Raw genomic sequence first — 13,876 nt, 5'->3', positions numbered from 1 at the left:
CTGTTATCCCGGCGGAATAGCAGCCACAACGTGCACTTCGGTCGGGGTCAGCCCGCCGGGCGGTAGGCGAGGTCGAAGATGGCGTGGCCGAGACGCTCCCCGCGGCGTTCGAACTTGGTGACGGGACGGTCGTCCGGCCGCGGCACGAAGCGCTGGTCGCCCGCGAGGTTGACGAGGCCGGGCTCAGCATCCAGCACGTCGATCATGTGCTCGGCGTACGGCTCCCAGTCGGTGGCCAGCCGCAGGACGCCCTCCGGGGTGAGCGCGCCCATCAGGATCCGGACCACATCCGGCTGGATGAGACGACGGCGGTGGTGCCGCGCCTTCGGCCACGGGTCGGGGAAGAAGACGAGGATCTCATCGACGGAGCCCGCCGCGAGTCCGTGCTCGAAGACCTCGACGGCATCGTGGCGCACGATCCGGATGTTGCTGAGCCCCCGCTCCCGCATCCCGGCCAGCACCCGACCGACGCCGGCCCCGTGCACCTCGATGCCGAGGAAGTCACGGTCGGGATGGCGCTCGGCGAGCGTCAGCAGGTTCTCGCCGTTGCCGAAGCCGATCTCGACCACGCGCGGGGCCGAGCGGCCGAACGCAACGTCGAGGTCGAGCGGCGCGCCGTCGAACTCGACGCCGAACGCGGGCCACAGCTCCTCGATGGCGCGCGACTGCGCTTCGGTCTTGCGTCCGCGGACGACATAACTGCGCGGGCGGACAAGGGGGGATGGTTCCATCCCCCCATTGTCTCAATTCCCGGCTGTCTCAGCTCCAGGCGAAGGGAAGGGCGGCGAAGCCGATCCCGATGCCCACAAGGGTCAGCATCCCCACGAGCAGGATGCCCGCCAGCATCACGGCGTTGAGGACGATGCCCCAGAGGGCGAAGATCCGCCCCTGCGGCTCGCGCTTGAGCGCCATGATGCCGAGCACGAGGCCGGCAACGGGAGCGATGAACGTCCAGCCGAACACGAGGGAGGCGAGCCCCAGCGCGAAGCTGGTGACGCTGAGCGTCCGGACGGGAACGTCGGTCTGGTACGGGTCGGTGGCGGTGCGATACGGGTCGGTGGTGGTCATAGATCCAGTCAAGCCATCCCGGCCCGAACACGGTATCCGGGTAACCCCCGACTCGACCCTGAGGCAGACCGCCGCCCACGCTCCCCGCACCTCAAGGATTTGCGCCAAATCGCGATTATGACGGCGCTATTACCGCGATTTGGCGCAAATCGTGAGCGACGGACGTCAGACCTGCCCCAGCAGACCCTCGATCGGGCCGCGCGCGAAGTAGACCAGGAAGCCCGCCGCGACGATCCAGAGCAGCGGGCTGATCTCGCGCCCCTTGCCCGCGAGCGAGCGGATGAGCACCCAGCTGATGAAGCCGACGCCGATTCCGTTGGCGATCGAGTAGGTCAGCGGCATGACGATGATCGTCAGGAACACGGGCAGCACCACCGAGAACTCGCTGAAGTCGATGTGGCGGATCTGCACCACCATCAGCGCACCGACGATGACCAGGGCGGCCGCGGCCACCTCCAGCGGGACGACCTGCGTGAGCGGCGTGAAGAACATCGCCAGCAGGAACAGCACTCCGGTGACGACGCTGGCGAAGCCGGTCTTCGCCCCCTCGCCGATGCCGGAGGCGGACTCGACGAAGACCGTGTTGGAGGATGCGGACGTGCCACCGCCGACGATCGCGCCGACACCCTCGACGATCAGAGCCGACTGCAGACGCGGGAACGTCCCGTCCTCGTTCGCGAGGTCCGCACTCCGTGCCAGTCCCGTCATCGAGCCCATGGCGTCGAAGAAGTTGGTGAACACGAGCGTGAAGATCAGCATCGTCGCGGCCAGCGCGCCGATGCGGCCGAAGGCGCCGAACAGATCGACCTGGCCGACGAGGCTGAGATCCGGCAGCGAGACGAGGGAGGTGGGTAGCTGCGGAACGGTGAGGTTCCAGCCGGCCGCGTTCTTGCCCAGCGACGGGCCGACGTGCCAGATCGCCTCCGCGATGATCGCGATGACGGTGGCGACGACGATGCCGATCAGCAGTGCGCCCTTCACCTTGCGTGCCATCAGCACGCCCATGACGATGAGCGCGATCAGGAACGTGATCGTCGGCAGTGTGGCGATGGAGCCGGCCTCACCCAGCTGCACGGGCGGCGACGACAGCGTGGTGGTCCGGACGAACCCGCTGTCGACGAAGCCGATGAACGCGATGAAGAGGCCGATGCCGACGGTGATCGCGGTCTTCAGCGGTGCGGGGACGGCGTTGAAGATCAGTTTCCGCAAGCCGGTCGCCGACAGCAGCACGATGATGATTCCGTTGATGACGACGAGGCCCATGGCCTCCTGCCAGGTCAGGATCTTGACCACGTTCACGGCGAGGAACGAGTTGATGCCGAGACCTGCGGCGAACGCGAACGGCAGTCGCGCGACCAGGCCGAAGAGCAGCGTCATCACGCCGGCACTCAGCGCGGTCACCGCGGCGACCTGCGTGGTCCCGAGCGTGTGGCCGAGCACATCTTTCGTCCCACCCAGGATGAGCGGGTTCAGGATGACGATGTACGCCATGGTGACGAACGTCAGGACGCCGCCGCGCACCTCGGTGCCCCAGGTGGTACCGCGGGCGGTGATCTCGAAGAATCGGTCGAGGCGCCCCGTGACGGTGGTGGGCGCGCTGGTCGAAGCGGAAATGGTGGACTCCCGTAGGATCTTGTGGGCGGTGGCCCGGCGGGCATTCAGGTGCGTCGGGTAATGCGCGAATGCGCAGTACCAGCCTATTCCGACTCGAGACCGGTGAAGGACACGTATGGCACTCCCCTGGACGCTGCACGGCGACGGCAAGAAGGTTGGCGCGCAGGAGATCGTGCTGCCCGGTGAGCGCCTCACCTGGTCGCGCACCATCGGGCTGGGCGCGCAGCACGTGGTCGCGATGTTCGGGGCGACCTTCCTGGTACCGCTGCTGACCGGCTTCCCGCCGGCGACGACCCTGCTCTTCTCTGGTGTCGGCACCCTTCTGTTCCTCGTCATCACGGGCAACCGGCTGCCGAGCTACCTCGGCTCGTCGTTCGCGTTCATCGTCCCGATCGTCGCGGCGACCAAGGCGCACGGGATGCCGTCGGCCCTGTTCGGCATCCTGGTCACCGGCATCCTGCTGGCGATCGTCGGACTCATCGTCATCGGCACGGGCACGCGCTGGATCGACGGCCTGATGCCTCCCGTGGTCGCCGGAGCGATCGTGGCGCTGATCGGCTTCAACCTGGCGCCGGCCGCCGGCGCGAACTTCGCCAAGGCGCCCGTCACGGCGCTCGTCACCCTGGCCGCGGTCATCCTGTGCACCGTGCTGTTCCGCGGGATGCTGGGGCGGCTGTCCATCTTCCTCGGCGTCGCCGTCGGGTACGTCTTCGCCGTCGCCGTCGGCCAGGTCGACTTCAGCGCGGTCGCGAAAGCCGCATGGATCGGCTTCCCGCAGTTCACCCTGCCGGCGAACCCGTTCACCTCGCCCGCGTCGACCTGGGGCATCCTGCCGGCGTTCCTCCCCGTCGTGCTCGTGCTGATCGCCGAGAACGTCGGCCACATCCGTGGCGTCGCCCAGCTCACGGACCCGTCGGTGAATCGCCTCACCGGCCGCGCGCTGCTCGCCGACGGTGTCGCCACCACGATCGCCGGCTTCTTCGGCGGCTCGGGTACGACGACGTACGGCGAGAACATCGGCGTCATGGCGGCGACCCGCGTCTACTCGACGGCCGCGTACTGGGTGGCCGGCCTGGTCGCCATCCTGCTCGGTCTCTCCCCCAAGGTCGGCGCGGTGATCAACACCATCCCGGCCGGTGTGCTCGGTGGCGTGACGACCGCGCTCTACGGCCTCATCGGCATCATCGGCGTGAAGATCTGGCTCGACAACAAGGTCGACTTCTCGAAGCCGAAAAACCAGTTCACCGCGGCGACCGCGCTGATCATCGGCATCGGCGACTTCACACTCAACCTCGGCCAGCTGACCTTCAACGGCATCGCCCTCGGCGCCATCGCGGCGATCGTCGTCTACCACGTCATGAACGCGATCGGCCGCGCCCGCGGGACGGACTGAGGCTGCTGTGTGACGCAACACGCCGTCCGCCGCATCGGCGCAACGGCGTGTTGCGTCACCCACATCGGCCGGAGCCGCTTTTACTGGTGGAAGAACGGGATGATCAGGTACAGGCCGTACACAACGGCCAGGGCGCACAGGGTGAAGCAGGCGTAGGCGCCGGCCAGCGCCAGCCGCTTCTGACCGCTCGTCAGGGGGTTCTTGCGCTGTGCCTTCTCCGCCTTGCGCTGCATCTTGGCGGCCCGCTCGGGGGTGATGACCGTGATCGCGTCGGTGAACTCGACCGGCTCGACGAAGAGGGCGCGTCCGGCCGCAGCGAGCAGACGCGTCCCGAGCGCGTAGAACACCACGACGAAGCACGCGCCGATGAGGGATGCGGCGAAGACGAGCACGAACGCTGCCCAGTCGATCATGCGGACTCCTTCCGGGGCCGGTCGCGCTTCAGCGGCTTGACCTTCTTGATCCGTACGGCCTTCCCGGACGCTGCGACCTCGCTCTTGCCTTGCAGCGGCACGGGCCTGACCGCGTTCTCGCTCGTGACCCGATTGCGACGGGCGCGCCAGAAGATGTAGGTCACCACGGTGGCCCCGACGACGAGGTCGATGACGACGCCGATCGGTCCGATGTCCGCGAGCAGCGCGGCACCGCCCCCGACGATCGCGGCGGACGGGAGCGTGAGCAGCCAGCCGATGCCGATCCGGCCGGCGGTGCCCCAACGGACCGACGAACCGCGACGCCCGAGACCGGAGCCGATGACCGAGCCGGAAGCGACCTGCGTCGTCGAGAGAGCGAAACCGAGGTGGCTGGAGGCGAGGATCGTGGCCGCCGTGCTCGTCTCCGCCGCGAAGCCCTGCGCCGGCTTGATCTCCGTGAGGCCGCGTCCGAGGGTACGGATGATGCGCCAGCCGCCGGAGTACGTCCCGATCGCGATCGCCAGGGCACACGCGATGACGACCCAGATCTCCGGCCCGGAGCCGAGCGGCTGAAGGCCGGCGGAGATGAGGGTCAGCGTGATGATGCCCATCGTCTTCTGCGCGTCGTTGGTGCCGTGCGACAGCGCGACGAGCGATGACGAGAAGATCTGCCCGTAACGGAACCCGCCGCGCCCATCCGGCCGGCCGTCGTAGCGGCGGGTGATCCAGTAGGCCAGCTTGGTCGCGCTCCAGGCGACGAGGCCGGCCGTGAACGGGGCGATGATCGCCGGCAGGATGACCTTGTCGAGCACCACGACGAAGTCGACCGATTGGATGCCGGTGCCGACGATGGCCGCACCGATGAGTCCGCCGAACAGCGCGTGACTGGAGGACGACGGCAGGCCGTACAGCCACGTCACCATATTCCAGACGATGGCACCGACCAGACCCGCGAAGATGAGCACCGGCGTGATCTGTACGCCGCCCTCCCCCTCGCGGATGATGCCGCCCGAGATCGTCTTGGCGACCTCGGTGGAGAGGAACGCCCCGATCAGGTTGAGTACGGCGGCGAGCGCCACGGCCACTTTGGGTCGCATGGCACCGGTGGCGATCGGAGTCGCCATCGCGTTGGCCGTGTCGTGGAAGCCGTTGGTGAAGTCGAAGAAGAGCGCCAGCAGAATGACCAGCACGACGATGAGGGTGAGGTCCACCGTTCCCCTTCTTGAATGAGCGCTGGCTCGTGTCGTCGGATGCGCCCCTCCCGACCTCACACTTCATCGGGAGTTCACGCAAGGGACCTGGCGCTGTTAGGACGCCGTGACGATACTCACACGGCGCCCCCGCCCGGTCAAACTCGCGGGCACGATCCTCAGAGTCGGCCGACGGAGGTGACGCGCACGACGGCGACGCCTTCGCGCGCGGATTCAGCGAGGAGGACGTCCGCGGCGATCCCCCAGTCGTTGTCGCCTGCCGGGTCGGCGATGATCTGGCGCACGCGCCAGACGTCGTCGCGGCCGTCCGGTTTCTCGTCGACGAGAATCATTGCGGCCGAACGTGCTGACGCGTCGGTGAGGATCTCGTCGTGCTCCGCGTAGTACCCCTCCAGTGCCTCGTCCCATTGCGTCTCCGTGAACGGAGGCAGGCCGCCGGCGAGCACCGCGGCCTCCGCCTCGAGCACGCCGAGCTCAGGCACCCGGTCGAGAGCGGCGAGCTGGATGCGGCGGAACAGTTCGTTGCGCACGAGCACGAAGAACGCGCGACGGTTCGTGGTGACGTTGCGCGGCGCGGGCGGCGCGAGCTCCGCGCTCTCGGCCGCGTGCCGTGCCGCATCCGGGTGCACCAACTCCTCCCACTCGTCGAGGAGGCTGGAGTCGACCTGGCGGACGAGCTCGCCGAGCCACTCGATGATGTCACGCAGGTCCTCCGTGCGCAGTTCGAGCGGAACGGTCTGATTGAGTGCGCGGTAGGCGTCGGAGAGGTAGCGCAGCACGACGCCCTCCGAGCGGGCCAGCTTGTAGAACGCGATGAACTCGCCGAAGGTCATCGCCCGCTCGTAGAGGTCGCGCACCACCGACTTGGGGCGCAGCTCGAAGTCGGCGACCCACGGCTGGCTGCTCGCGTACGTCGCGAACGCCTCGTGCAGGAGCAGGTCGTGGGGCTTGGGATGCGTGACCTCCTCGAGCGCATCCATCCTCTCCTCGTACTCGATGCCGTCGGCCTTCATGGCGGCGACGGCCTCGCCGCGGGCCTGATATTGCTGGGAGGAGAGCACCGGCCGCGGATCGTCGAGCGTCGCCTCGACGACGGAGACGATGTCCAGGGCGTAGACCGGCGACTCCACGTCGAACAGCTCGAAGGCGGCGAGCGCGAAGGGCGACAACGGCTGGTTGAGCGCGAAGTTGGGCTGCAGATCGACGGTGAGGCGGACCTCCACCTCGTCGCCGGTTCGCACGGCCTCGACCACGCCGGCGGTCAGGAGCGACCGGTACAGCTCGATCGCGCGCCGCGCGAGGGCGAGCTGGCGCTTCCACGGCTCGTGGTTGTCGAAGACGAGCGCGCGGACGTGGCCGAACACATCCCCGCCGCGGCCGATGACGTTGATGAGCATGGCGCTGGTGATCTGCATCGACGAGGTGAGCGTCTCCGGCTCCGCCTCGATCAGTTTGCGGAACGAGGGCTCGCCCCAGGAGACGAAGCCCTCCGGCGCCTTTTTCCGCACGATCTTGCGGCGCTTCTTCGGGTCGTCGCCCGCCTTCTCGATCGCCTTCAGGTTCTCGGATTCATGCTCGGGCGCCTGCGCGACGACGGTGCCGGCGGTGTCGTAGCCGGCGCGGCCGGCACGTCCGGCGATCTGGTGGAACTCGCGTGCGTTGAGCTGCCGCATCCGCGTGCCGTCGAACTTCGTCAGCGCGGTGAGCAGCACGGTCCGGATGGGGACGTTGATCCCGACGCCGAGGGTGTCCGTCCCGCAGATGACACGCAGCATCCCGCGCTGCGCCAACTGCTCGACGAGGCGGCGGTACTTGGGCAGCATCCCCGCGTGGTGCACGCCGATGCCCTGCCGCAGCAGGCGCGACAGCGTCTTGCCGAAGCTGGTGGTGAAGCGGAATTCGCCGATCAGGTCGGCGATGGCGTCGCGCTGCTCCCGGCTGGCGATCTTGGCGCTGGAGAGGGATTGCGCCCGTTCGAGGGCCGCCAACTGTGAGAAGTGCACGACATAGATCGGGGACTGCCCGGTGCTGAGCAGGTCCTCGATGGTCTCGTGGACCGGGGTGAGCTCGTAGTAGTAGTGCAGCGGGACCGGCCGCTCGACGCCGGTGACGGTCGCGGTCGGACGTCCGGTGCGGCGCTCCAGGTCGTCGGCGAGCGATGTGACGTCACCGAGGGTCGCCGACATCAGCACGAATTGCGTGTGCGGGAGGGTGAGCAGCGGCACCTGCCAGGCCCAGCCGCGGTCGGGGTCGGCGTAGAAGTGGAACTCGTCCATGACGACCTGCCCGACCGGGGTCTCGTCCCCGTGCCGCAGAGCGAGGTTGGCCAGGATCTCCGCCGTCGCGCACATGATCGGGGCGTCGGCGTTGACCGCCGAGTCGCCGGTCGTCATCCCGACGTTCTCAGCGCCGAAGATGTCGACCAACGAGAAGAACTTCTCGGACACCAGCGCCTTGATCGGCGCCGTGTAGTACGTGCGTTCGCCGCGGGCCAGGGCTGCGAAGTGTGCGCCGACGGCGACCAGCGACTTGCCTGTCCCTGTGGGTGTGCTCAGGATGAGGTTGGCGCCGCCGACCACCTCGATCACCGACTCGTCCTGGGCCGGATACAGCTGGATGCCACCCCGTTCGACCCAGGCGACGAACGTGTCGTAGACGGCATCCTCCGACACTGAACCGGGGCCGGCCCAGCCGGGGATGTCCTCCACGCGCAGGCGGGAGGGGGAGATGGAGGTGTCCGACATGGTGCCCCCACCCTTTCACAGCCGACGGTCATAGGTTTGCGACATGGCTGACTTCTGGCGACCGGCAGGCGCAGGCGTCGCGAGCGTGCTCGCGGGGGTGGGTGTCGCCGAGTTGGTCAGCGCATTCGTCGTCCAGAACGGCAGCCCGGTCCTGACGGTCGGCTCCCTGCTCATCGACCTGGCGCCTCCGTGGCTCAAAGAGGGCGTGATCGCGCTGTTCGGAACCGGCGACAAGGCGTTCCTGATCGTCTCGCTCGCGGTGGTCGTGCTCGTCGGCGCCGGAGTGGCGGGATGGCTGGAGCGCATGCGCCCACCGCTCGGTCGCATCCTGATCGGTGTCGGCGGGGCCGTCGGCGTGCTGGCCGCGCTCACTCGCTCGGGGAACAGCATCGTGGACGCCCTCCCGTCGGCTGTCGCGGCCGTCATCGCGATCCTGCTGCTCGGCTGGCTGATCGGGATGCTGCGCGACACCGAGCCGAGCCGCGTCGCCCCGCAGGGGCGTGTGAGCCGGCGCCGCTTCGTCGGCGCGACAGCGGCCACCGCGGCGGGCGGCGCGATCACCCTCATTCTCGGTCAGGTCATCGCGGGCGGGTTCCGTGCGGCGACGGCGACGCGTGCGGCGATCCGGCTGCCCGCACCCGCGAAGACCGCACCGGCCATCCCTGCGGGCGCATCGTTCGACATCCCGGGCCTGTCGCCGATCGTCACACCGAACGCCGACTTCTACCGCATCGACACCGCCTTGCAGATCCCGGGAATCGAGCCGCACGACTGGCGACTGCGGATCACCGGGATGGTCGAGAACGAGGTCGAGGTCACCTTCGCCGAGCTGCTGGCGCTGCCCCTGGAGGAGTCGACGACCACCCTCACCTGCGTCTCGAACGAGGTCGGCGGCGACCTGATCGGAAACGCGACGTGGCTGGGCTACCCCATCCGGCACCTCCTGGCGAAGGCCAAGCCGTCCGCCGACGCCGACATGGTGCTCTCGAAAAGTCAGGACGGCTGGACGGCGAGTACGCCGATCACCGCCCTGACCGACAAGCGCAACGCCATCCTCGCGGTCGGAATGAACGGCCAGCCGCTGCCGCTCGAGCACGGCTACCCGGTGCGGATGGTCGTCCCCGGCTTGTACGGGTACGTCTCGGCCACCAAGTGGGTCGTCTCGCTGGAGGTCACGCGCTTCGATCAGCACACCTCCTACTGGACCGACCGCGGCTGGTCGGAGCGCGGCCCGGTCAAACTCTCCTCGCGCATCGACGTGCCCGCCGCCGGGCGTCAGGTGAAGGCCGGAACGGTCGCGGTCGCCGGCGTCGCCTGGTCGCAGCACGTCGGGGTGAGTGCCGTGCACGTCCGTGTGGACGGCGGTCCCTGGCAGGAAGCGACCCTCGCCGACGCGATCTCCGCCGACACGTGGCGGCAGTGGCGATTCGCATGGGACGCGACGCCGGGGGCGCACACTCTTCGGGTCCGCGCGACCGACGCGAAGGGTCTCGTGCAGACGTCCGTCGAGCGGGACGTTGTGCCCGACGGCGCGACCGGGCTGCACACCGTACAGGTCACCGTGGTGTGACGGTGGCGCACCGTGTGGTTGGCTGAGGATATGGCCCTCCCGCCGCTGGTCGAACCCGGCCCCGATCTCTCCCCCGCACGCGCCGCACGCTACGCCCGCACGACGCAGCTGCCGGGCTTCGGTCCCGTCGCGCAGCGCCGGGTGCGCGCCGCCCGCGTGCTCGTAGTGGGCGCCGGCGGGCTCGGTTCCGCGGTCCTCCCGCTGCTCGCCTCGGCCGGATTCGGCACGATCGGCATCGTCGACGACGACCGGGTGGAGGCGAGCAACCTGCCGCGGCAGAACATCCACACGCCGTCCGACGTGGGCCGGCCGAAGGTGGAGTCGGCCGCCGATTCCGTGCGGGAACTGGACGACGAGATCGAGCTGCGACTGTTCGCCGAGCGGCTCACGGCGCAGAACGCCGAGCGCATCCTCTCTGGATTCGACCTCGTGCTCGACGGCAGCGACAACTTCCCGACCCGCTACCTGGTCGACGACGCGGCGAGACTGGCGGGCCTCCCGGTCGCCGGCATCCCCGTCGTCTGGGGCGCCGTGCACCAGACCGGCGGCCAGGTCGGGCTGAGCTGGGCGGCGAAGGGGCCGACCTACCGCGACCTGTTCCCGGTCCCGCCCGCTCCGGGGAGCGTCGCGAGCTGCGCCGAGGCCGGCGCGCTGCCGTCGGTGTGCGGCGTCATCGGCGGTCTGATGGTCGGCGAGGCGCTGAAGCTGGTCACGGGGACGGGCGAGCCGCTCCTCGGCCGGGTGATCGTCCACGACGCACTGCGGGGATCGTTCCGGGAGCTCGGCTACGAGCGCGACCCGGAGGCGACGCCGGTGACCGAGCTGATCGACTACGACCTGTTCTGCGGAGTGACGGACACCATGTCGGCCGCCGAGCTGCACGCCCGGCTGGTCGCGGGCGAGCCGCACACCCTGCTCGACGTCCGCGAGCCGTGGGAGGCGGACATCGTGGAGCTTCCGGGCTCGCTGCTGGTGCCACTCGGCGTCGTCCAGACCGATCCGGCCGGGGTGGCGGCGCGGCTCCCCGCGGACCCGCTCGTCATCGTCTGCCACCACGGGATCCGAGCGGAGACCGCCCGGAAGCTGCTGGCGGAGGCCGGGCTGCCGGGCGTGGTGCTCGCCGGCGGGATCGACGCCTGGGCCCGCGACGTCGATCCTGCGATCGCGCGGTACTGATCGCGGCGCGGGATACTGAACGCATGACACGCGACCCATCCGCGCAACCACGCAGCGTCGAGGACCACGCCGGGATCATCGCACGGATGCTCGAACCGCTCTCCGAGCAACCGTCCACCGAGTCCGTGCCGCTCGACCGGGCACTCGGCCGGGTCACCGCCGCCGAGGTGCGGTCGGAGGTGGACCTTCCCCTGTTCCGCAACGCGCAGATGGACGGCTACGCGGTGCGCGCAGCGGACATCCGCACCGTGCCGATCGCTCTGGAGGTGAGCGGCGACATCCCCGCAGGACACACGAGTCCGGTGTCGCTCATCCCCGGGACGGCCCTGCGGATCATGACCGGCGCTCCCGTGCCGACCGGAGCCGATGCGATCGTTCCCGTCGAGGACACCGAGCTGGTGCTGGGCCGCGACGACGACCTCGCCGGCGCGATCGTCGAGATCCGCCGCCCCCGTGAGCGCGGCGAGTACGTGCGTGAGCGTGGAAGCGACGTCCGCCGGGGCGACGTGCTCCTCCCGGCCGGGACACGGCTGGCCCCGCGGCACCTCGCGGCCCTCGCGGCGTCGGGTGTCGAGACCGTGAACGTGCGCGCACGACTGCGCGTCGGCATCCTCACCAGCGGCACGGAGCTCATCTCCAGTGGCAAGCCCGGGTTCGGACAGGTCTACGACGCCAACGGAATCGCGCTCGCGTCCCTCGTCGAGGAGGCCGGGGCCACCGTGTCGGTGCGCGCCAGCAGCGACGACGATCCGGAGGCGTTCGCGCGCATCCTCGACGACGCCCTGCACCGCAGCGACCTGGTGATCACGTCCGGCGGCATCTCGAAGGGCGCGTACGAGGTGGTCCGCGAGGTCCTGCTGCCCCGCGGCGCGGACGTGGCCACCGTCGCGATGCAACCCGGCGGGCCGCAGGCCACCGCGGTCGTCGGCGGCGTGCCGGTGTTCGCGTTCCCCGGCAATCCGGTGAGCACCCAGGTCTCGTTCGTCGTCTTCCTGCGCGGACCGCTACGCGCCGCGGCCGGCCTGCCCGAGCTGCGGCCGCAGGAGGTCACCCTGACGGAGCCGCTCCGGTCCGTCCGCGGCCGTCGGCAGTTCCTGCGCGGACTGCTCGACGGCGCCGGCGGCGTCGCCCCGGTCTCCGGACCCTCCTCCCACCTGGTCGCCGCGATGGCCCGCGCCGACGTGCTGATCGACGTTCCCGCGGAGGCGGAGTCCCTCGAGACCGGATCCGCCGTGACAGTCTGGACGCTATGACCCAGCTCACCCACCTCGACGCCGACGGGCGCGCGCGCATGGTCGACGTCGGCGGCAAGCCCGAGACCGACCGCGAGGCCGTCGCCCGCGGACGGTTCGTTACCACCCCGGAGGTCGTGCGGCTCGTCGCCGCGGACGACCTGCCGAAGGCCGACGTTCTCGCCACCGCGCGCATCGCCGGGATCGGCGGGGCGAAGCGCACCAGCGAGCTGATCCCGCTGTGCCACCCGCTGCCGCTGAACAGCGTCCGCGTCGACTTCGAACTGGATGCGGAGGCCGGCGCGATCGAGATCGAGGTCGTCGCCCGCACCCACGGCCGCACCGGCGTGGAGATGGAGGCGCTGACGGCCGTCGCGGTTGCCGGTCTCACCCTGCACGACATGGTGAAAGCTGTCGACCCGGCGGCGAGTCTGACGGACGTGCGCCTGGTCGCCAAGAGCGGCGGGAAGCGGGGCGAGTGGAGACGGGACGCGGCGGCCGCGGCCTCCGAGGCTGACCCCACCGCCACCGCAACGGACACCCCCGCCGCCATCGTGGTCGTGGCATCCACGCGGGCCGCCACCGGCGTCTACGAGGACGCCACCGGTCCGGTCATCGCGGACTGGCTGGCCGAGCGCCGCCTTCCTGCCGACGTGCACGTGGTCGCCGATGCCGACGTGGATGCGGCCCTCCGCGCGGCCGTCGCCGCGCGTCCGCGCGTGCTCATCACGACGGGCGGCACCGGCGTCTCCCCCACCGACCGCACCCCGGAGGCGACGGCCGCCGTGCTCGACCGCGAGCTGCCCGGCGTCGCGGAGGCGCTGCGTGCGCGGGGCGCTGCGGCCACCCCGCTCGCGGCGCTGAGCCGTGGCCTGGTCGGCACCGCGGGCTCGACCCTGGTGGTCAACCTGCCCGGCTCCCGCGGCGGCGTCGTCGACGGACTCGAAGTGCTGGACGGCCTGCTCCCGCACCTCCTCGACCAGCTGGGCGGAGGCGACCACGGATGAGCGACATCCTGGCAATGGTGACCGGCGATCCCCTGGAGCCGTCCACCGTCGACGAGTTCGTGTGGCGCGCCGAGGCGGGCGCAGTCGTGTCCTTTCAGGGGATCGTGCGCGACCACGACGGCGGCAGGACGGTCGTCTCGCTCGACTATCGAGCGCATCCCGAGGCGGAGACCTTCCTCCGCCAGTGCTGCGAGGAGGTGGCACGCACGACCGGTCTGCGGGTCGCCGCCCAGCACCGCGTCGGCTCGCTCACCATCGGGGACCTCGCCCTCATCGCGGCGGTCGCCGCACCGCACCGCGCGGAGGCCTTCGCCGCTTGCGCCGAGCTCGTCGAGATCATCAAAGCGCGCGTGCCGATCTGGAAGCGGCAGCATTTCACCGACGGCGCGTCGGAATGGGTTGGCCTGTAGCCCTTCTTGATCCGCATCCGCGGCCCTACGATGTGAAA

At 69.9% G+C, this 13,876-nt stretch carries 12 protein-coding genes; 6 read left to right on the top strand and 6 right to left on the bottom strand.

All coding sequences use genetic code 11. From position 1 onward, the window contains the following. Positions 1-47: 47 nt before the first annotated feature. The 3 genes from trmB to AB4Y74_RS05560 all read right to left on the bottom strand — a co-directional run bounded on the left by trmB (position 48) and on the right by AB4Y74_RS05560 (position 2,589). Positions 48-731 (bottom strand): tRNA (guanosine(46)-N7)-methyltransferase TrmB, encoded by a 684-nt coding sequence (gene trmB / locus AB4Y74_RS05570; RefSeq protein ID WP_441798125.1) that lies wholly within the window; start codon positions 729-731, stop codon positions 48-50. Between the two features lie 28 nt (positions 732-759). Then, positions 760-1,068 (bottom strand): hypothetical protein, encoded by a 309-nt coding sequence (locus tag AB4Y74_RS05565; protein ID WP_441798124.1) that lies wholly within the window; start codon positions 1,066-1,068, stop codon positions 760-762. Positions 1,069-1,233: 165 nt separating this feature from the next. Beyond that, positions 1,234-2,589: an NCS2 family permease gene (locus AB4Y74_RS05560; protein ID WP_441798123.1), complete on the bottom strand. Its 1,356-nt coding sequence runs from the start codon at positions 2,587-2,589 to the stop codon at positions 1,234-1,236. 208 nt (positions 2,590-2,797) lie between these two features. Here AB4Y74_RS05560 and AB4Y74_RS05555 point away from each other — a divergent pair, with 208 nt between their 5' ends. Further along, entirely contained in the window at positions 2,798-4,075 is a 1,278-nt protein-coding gene (locus AB4Y74_RS05555) for a uracil-xanthine permease family protein (protein WP_441798122.1), read from the top strand. A gap of 80 nt (positions 4,076-4,155) precedes the next feature. Here AB4Y74_RS05555 and AB4Y74_RS05550 read toward each other — a convergent pair whose 3' ends face one another. The 3 genes from AB4Y74_RS05550 to AB4Y74_RS05540 form a co-directional block, all read right to left on the bottom strand. Further along, the gene (locus AB4Y74_RS05550; RefSeq protein WP_441798121.1) at positions 4,156-4,488 is read right to left on the bottom strand and encodes a peptidase; all 333 of its coding nucleotides are present in this window, start codon (positions 4,486-4,488) and stop codon (positions 4,156-4,158) included. Further along, on the bottom strand, positions 4,485-5,699 hold the full coding sequence (locus AB4Y74_RS05545) for an anion permease (RefSeq protein ID WP_441798120.1): 1,215 nt from the start codon (positions 5,697-5,699) through the stop codon (positions 4,485-4,487). Before AB4Y74_RS05545 ends, AB4Y74_RS05550 begins: the two co-directional genes overlap by 4 nt. Positions 5,700-5,857: 158 nt before the next feature. Then, entirely contained in the window at positions 5,858-8,443 is a 2,586-nt protein-coding gene (locus AB4Y74_RS05540) for a DEAD/DEAH box helicase (RefSeq protein WP_441798119.1), read from the bottom strand. 43 nt (positions 8,444-8,486) lie between these two features. Here AB4Y74_RS05540 and AB4Y74_RS05535 point away from each other — a divergent pair, with 43 nt between their 5' ends. The 5 genes from AB4Y74_RS05535 to AB4Y74_RS05515 are packed head-to-tail and all read left to right on the top strand — an operon-like array spanning position 8,487 to position 13,838. Continuing rightward, positions 8,487-10,013 (top strand): molybdopterin-dependent oxidoreductase, encoded by a 1,527-nt coding sequence (locus AB4Y74_RS05535; RefSeq protein WP_441798118.1) that lies wholly within the window; start codon positions 8,487-8,489, stop codon positions 10,011-10,013. Between the two features lie 30 nt (positions 10,014-10,043). Then, positions 10,044-11,189 carry a ThiF family adenylyltransferase gene (locus AB4Y74_RS05530; RefSeq protein WP_441798117.1) on the top strand — a complete coding sequence of 382 codons (1,146 nt, stop codon included), beginning with the start codon at positions 10,044-10,046 and terminating at the stop codon, positions 11,187-11,189. A 23-nt stretch (positions 11,190-11,212) separates the two neighbouring features. Continuing rightward, positions 11,213-12,442, top strand: a complete 1,230-nt coding sequence (locus AB4Y74_RS05525; RefSeq protein WP_441798116.1) for a molybdopterin molybdotransferase MoeA — start codon at positions 11,213-11,215, stop codon at positions 12,440-12,442. Continuing rightward, the gene (gene moaCB / locus AB4Y74_RS05520) at positions 12,439-13,428 is read left to right on the top strand and encodes a bifunctional molybdenum cofactor biosynthesis protein MoaC/MoaB (RefSeq protein WP_441798115.1); all 990 of its coding nucleotides are present in this window, start codon (positions 12,439-12,441) and stop codon (positions 13,426-13,428) included. The genes AB4Y74_RS05525 and moaCB overlap by 4 nt, the downstream gene beginning before the upstream one ends. Then, positions 13,425-13,838: a molybdenum cofactor biosynthesis protein MoaE gene (locus AB4Y74_RS05515; RefSeq protein ID WP_441798114.1), complete on the top strand. Its 414-nt coding sequence runs from the start codon at positions 13,425-13,427 to the stop codon at positions 13,836-13,838. Before moaCB ends, AB4Y74_RS05515 begins: the two co-directional genes overlap by 4 nt. The last annotated feature ends 38 nt before the right edge of the window (positions 13,839-13,876 follow it).

Origin of the sequence: Leifsonia sp. RAF41, assembly GCF_052114085.1 — a bacterium.
Taxonomy (GTDB): Bacteria; Actinomycetota; Actinomycetes; order Actinomycetales; family Microbacteriaceae; genus Leifsonia.
Note: the sequence above shows the minus strand (reverse complement) of the source record. Positions and strands in the feature narration are given on the sequence as shown.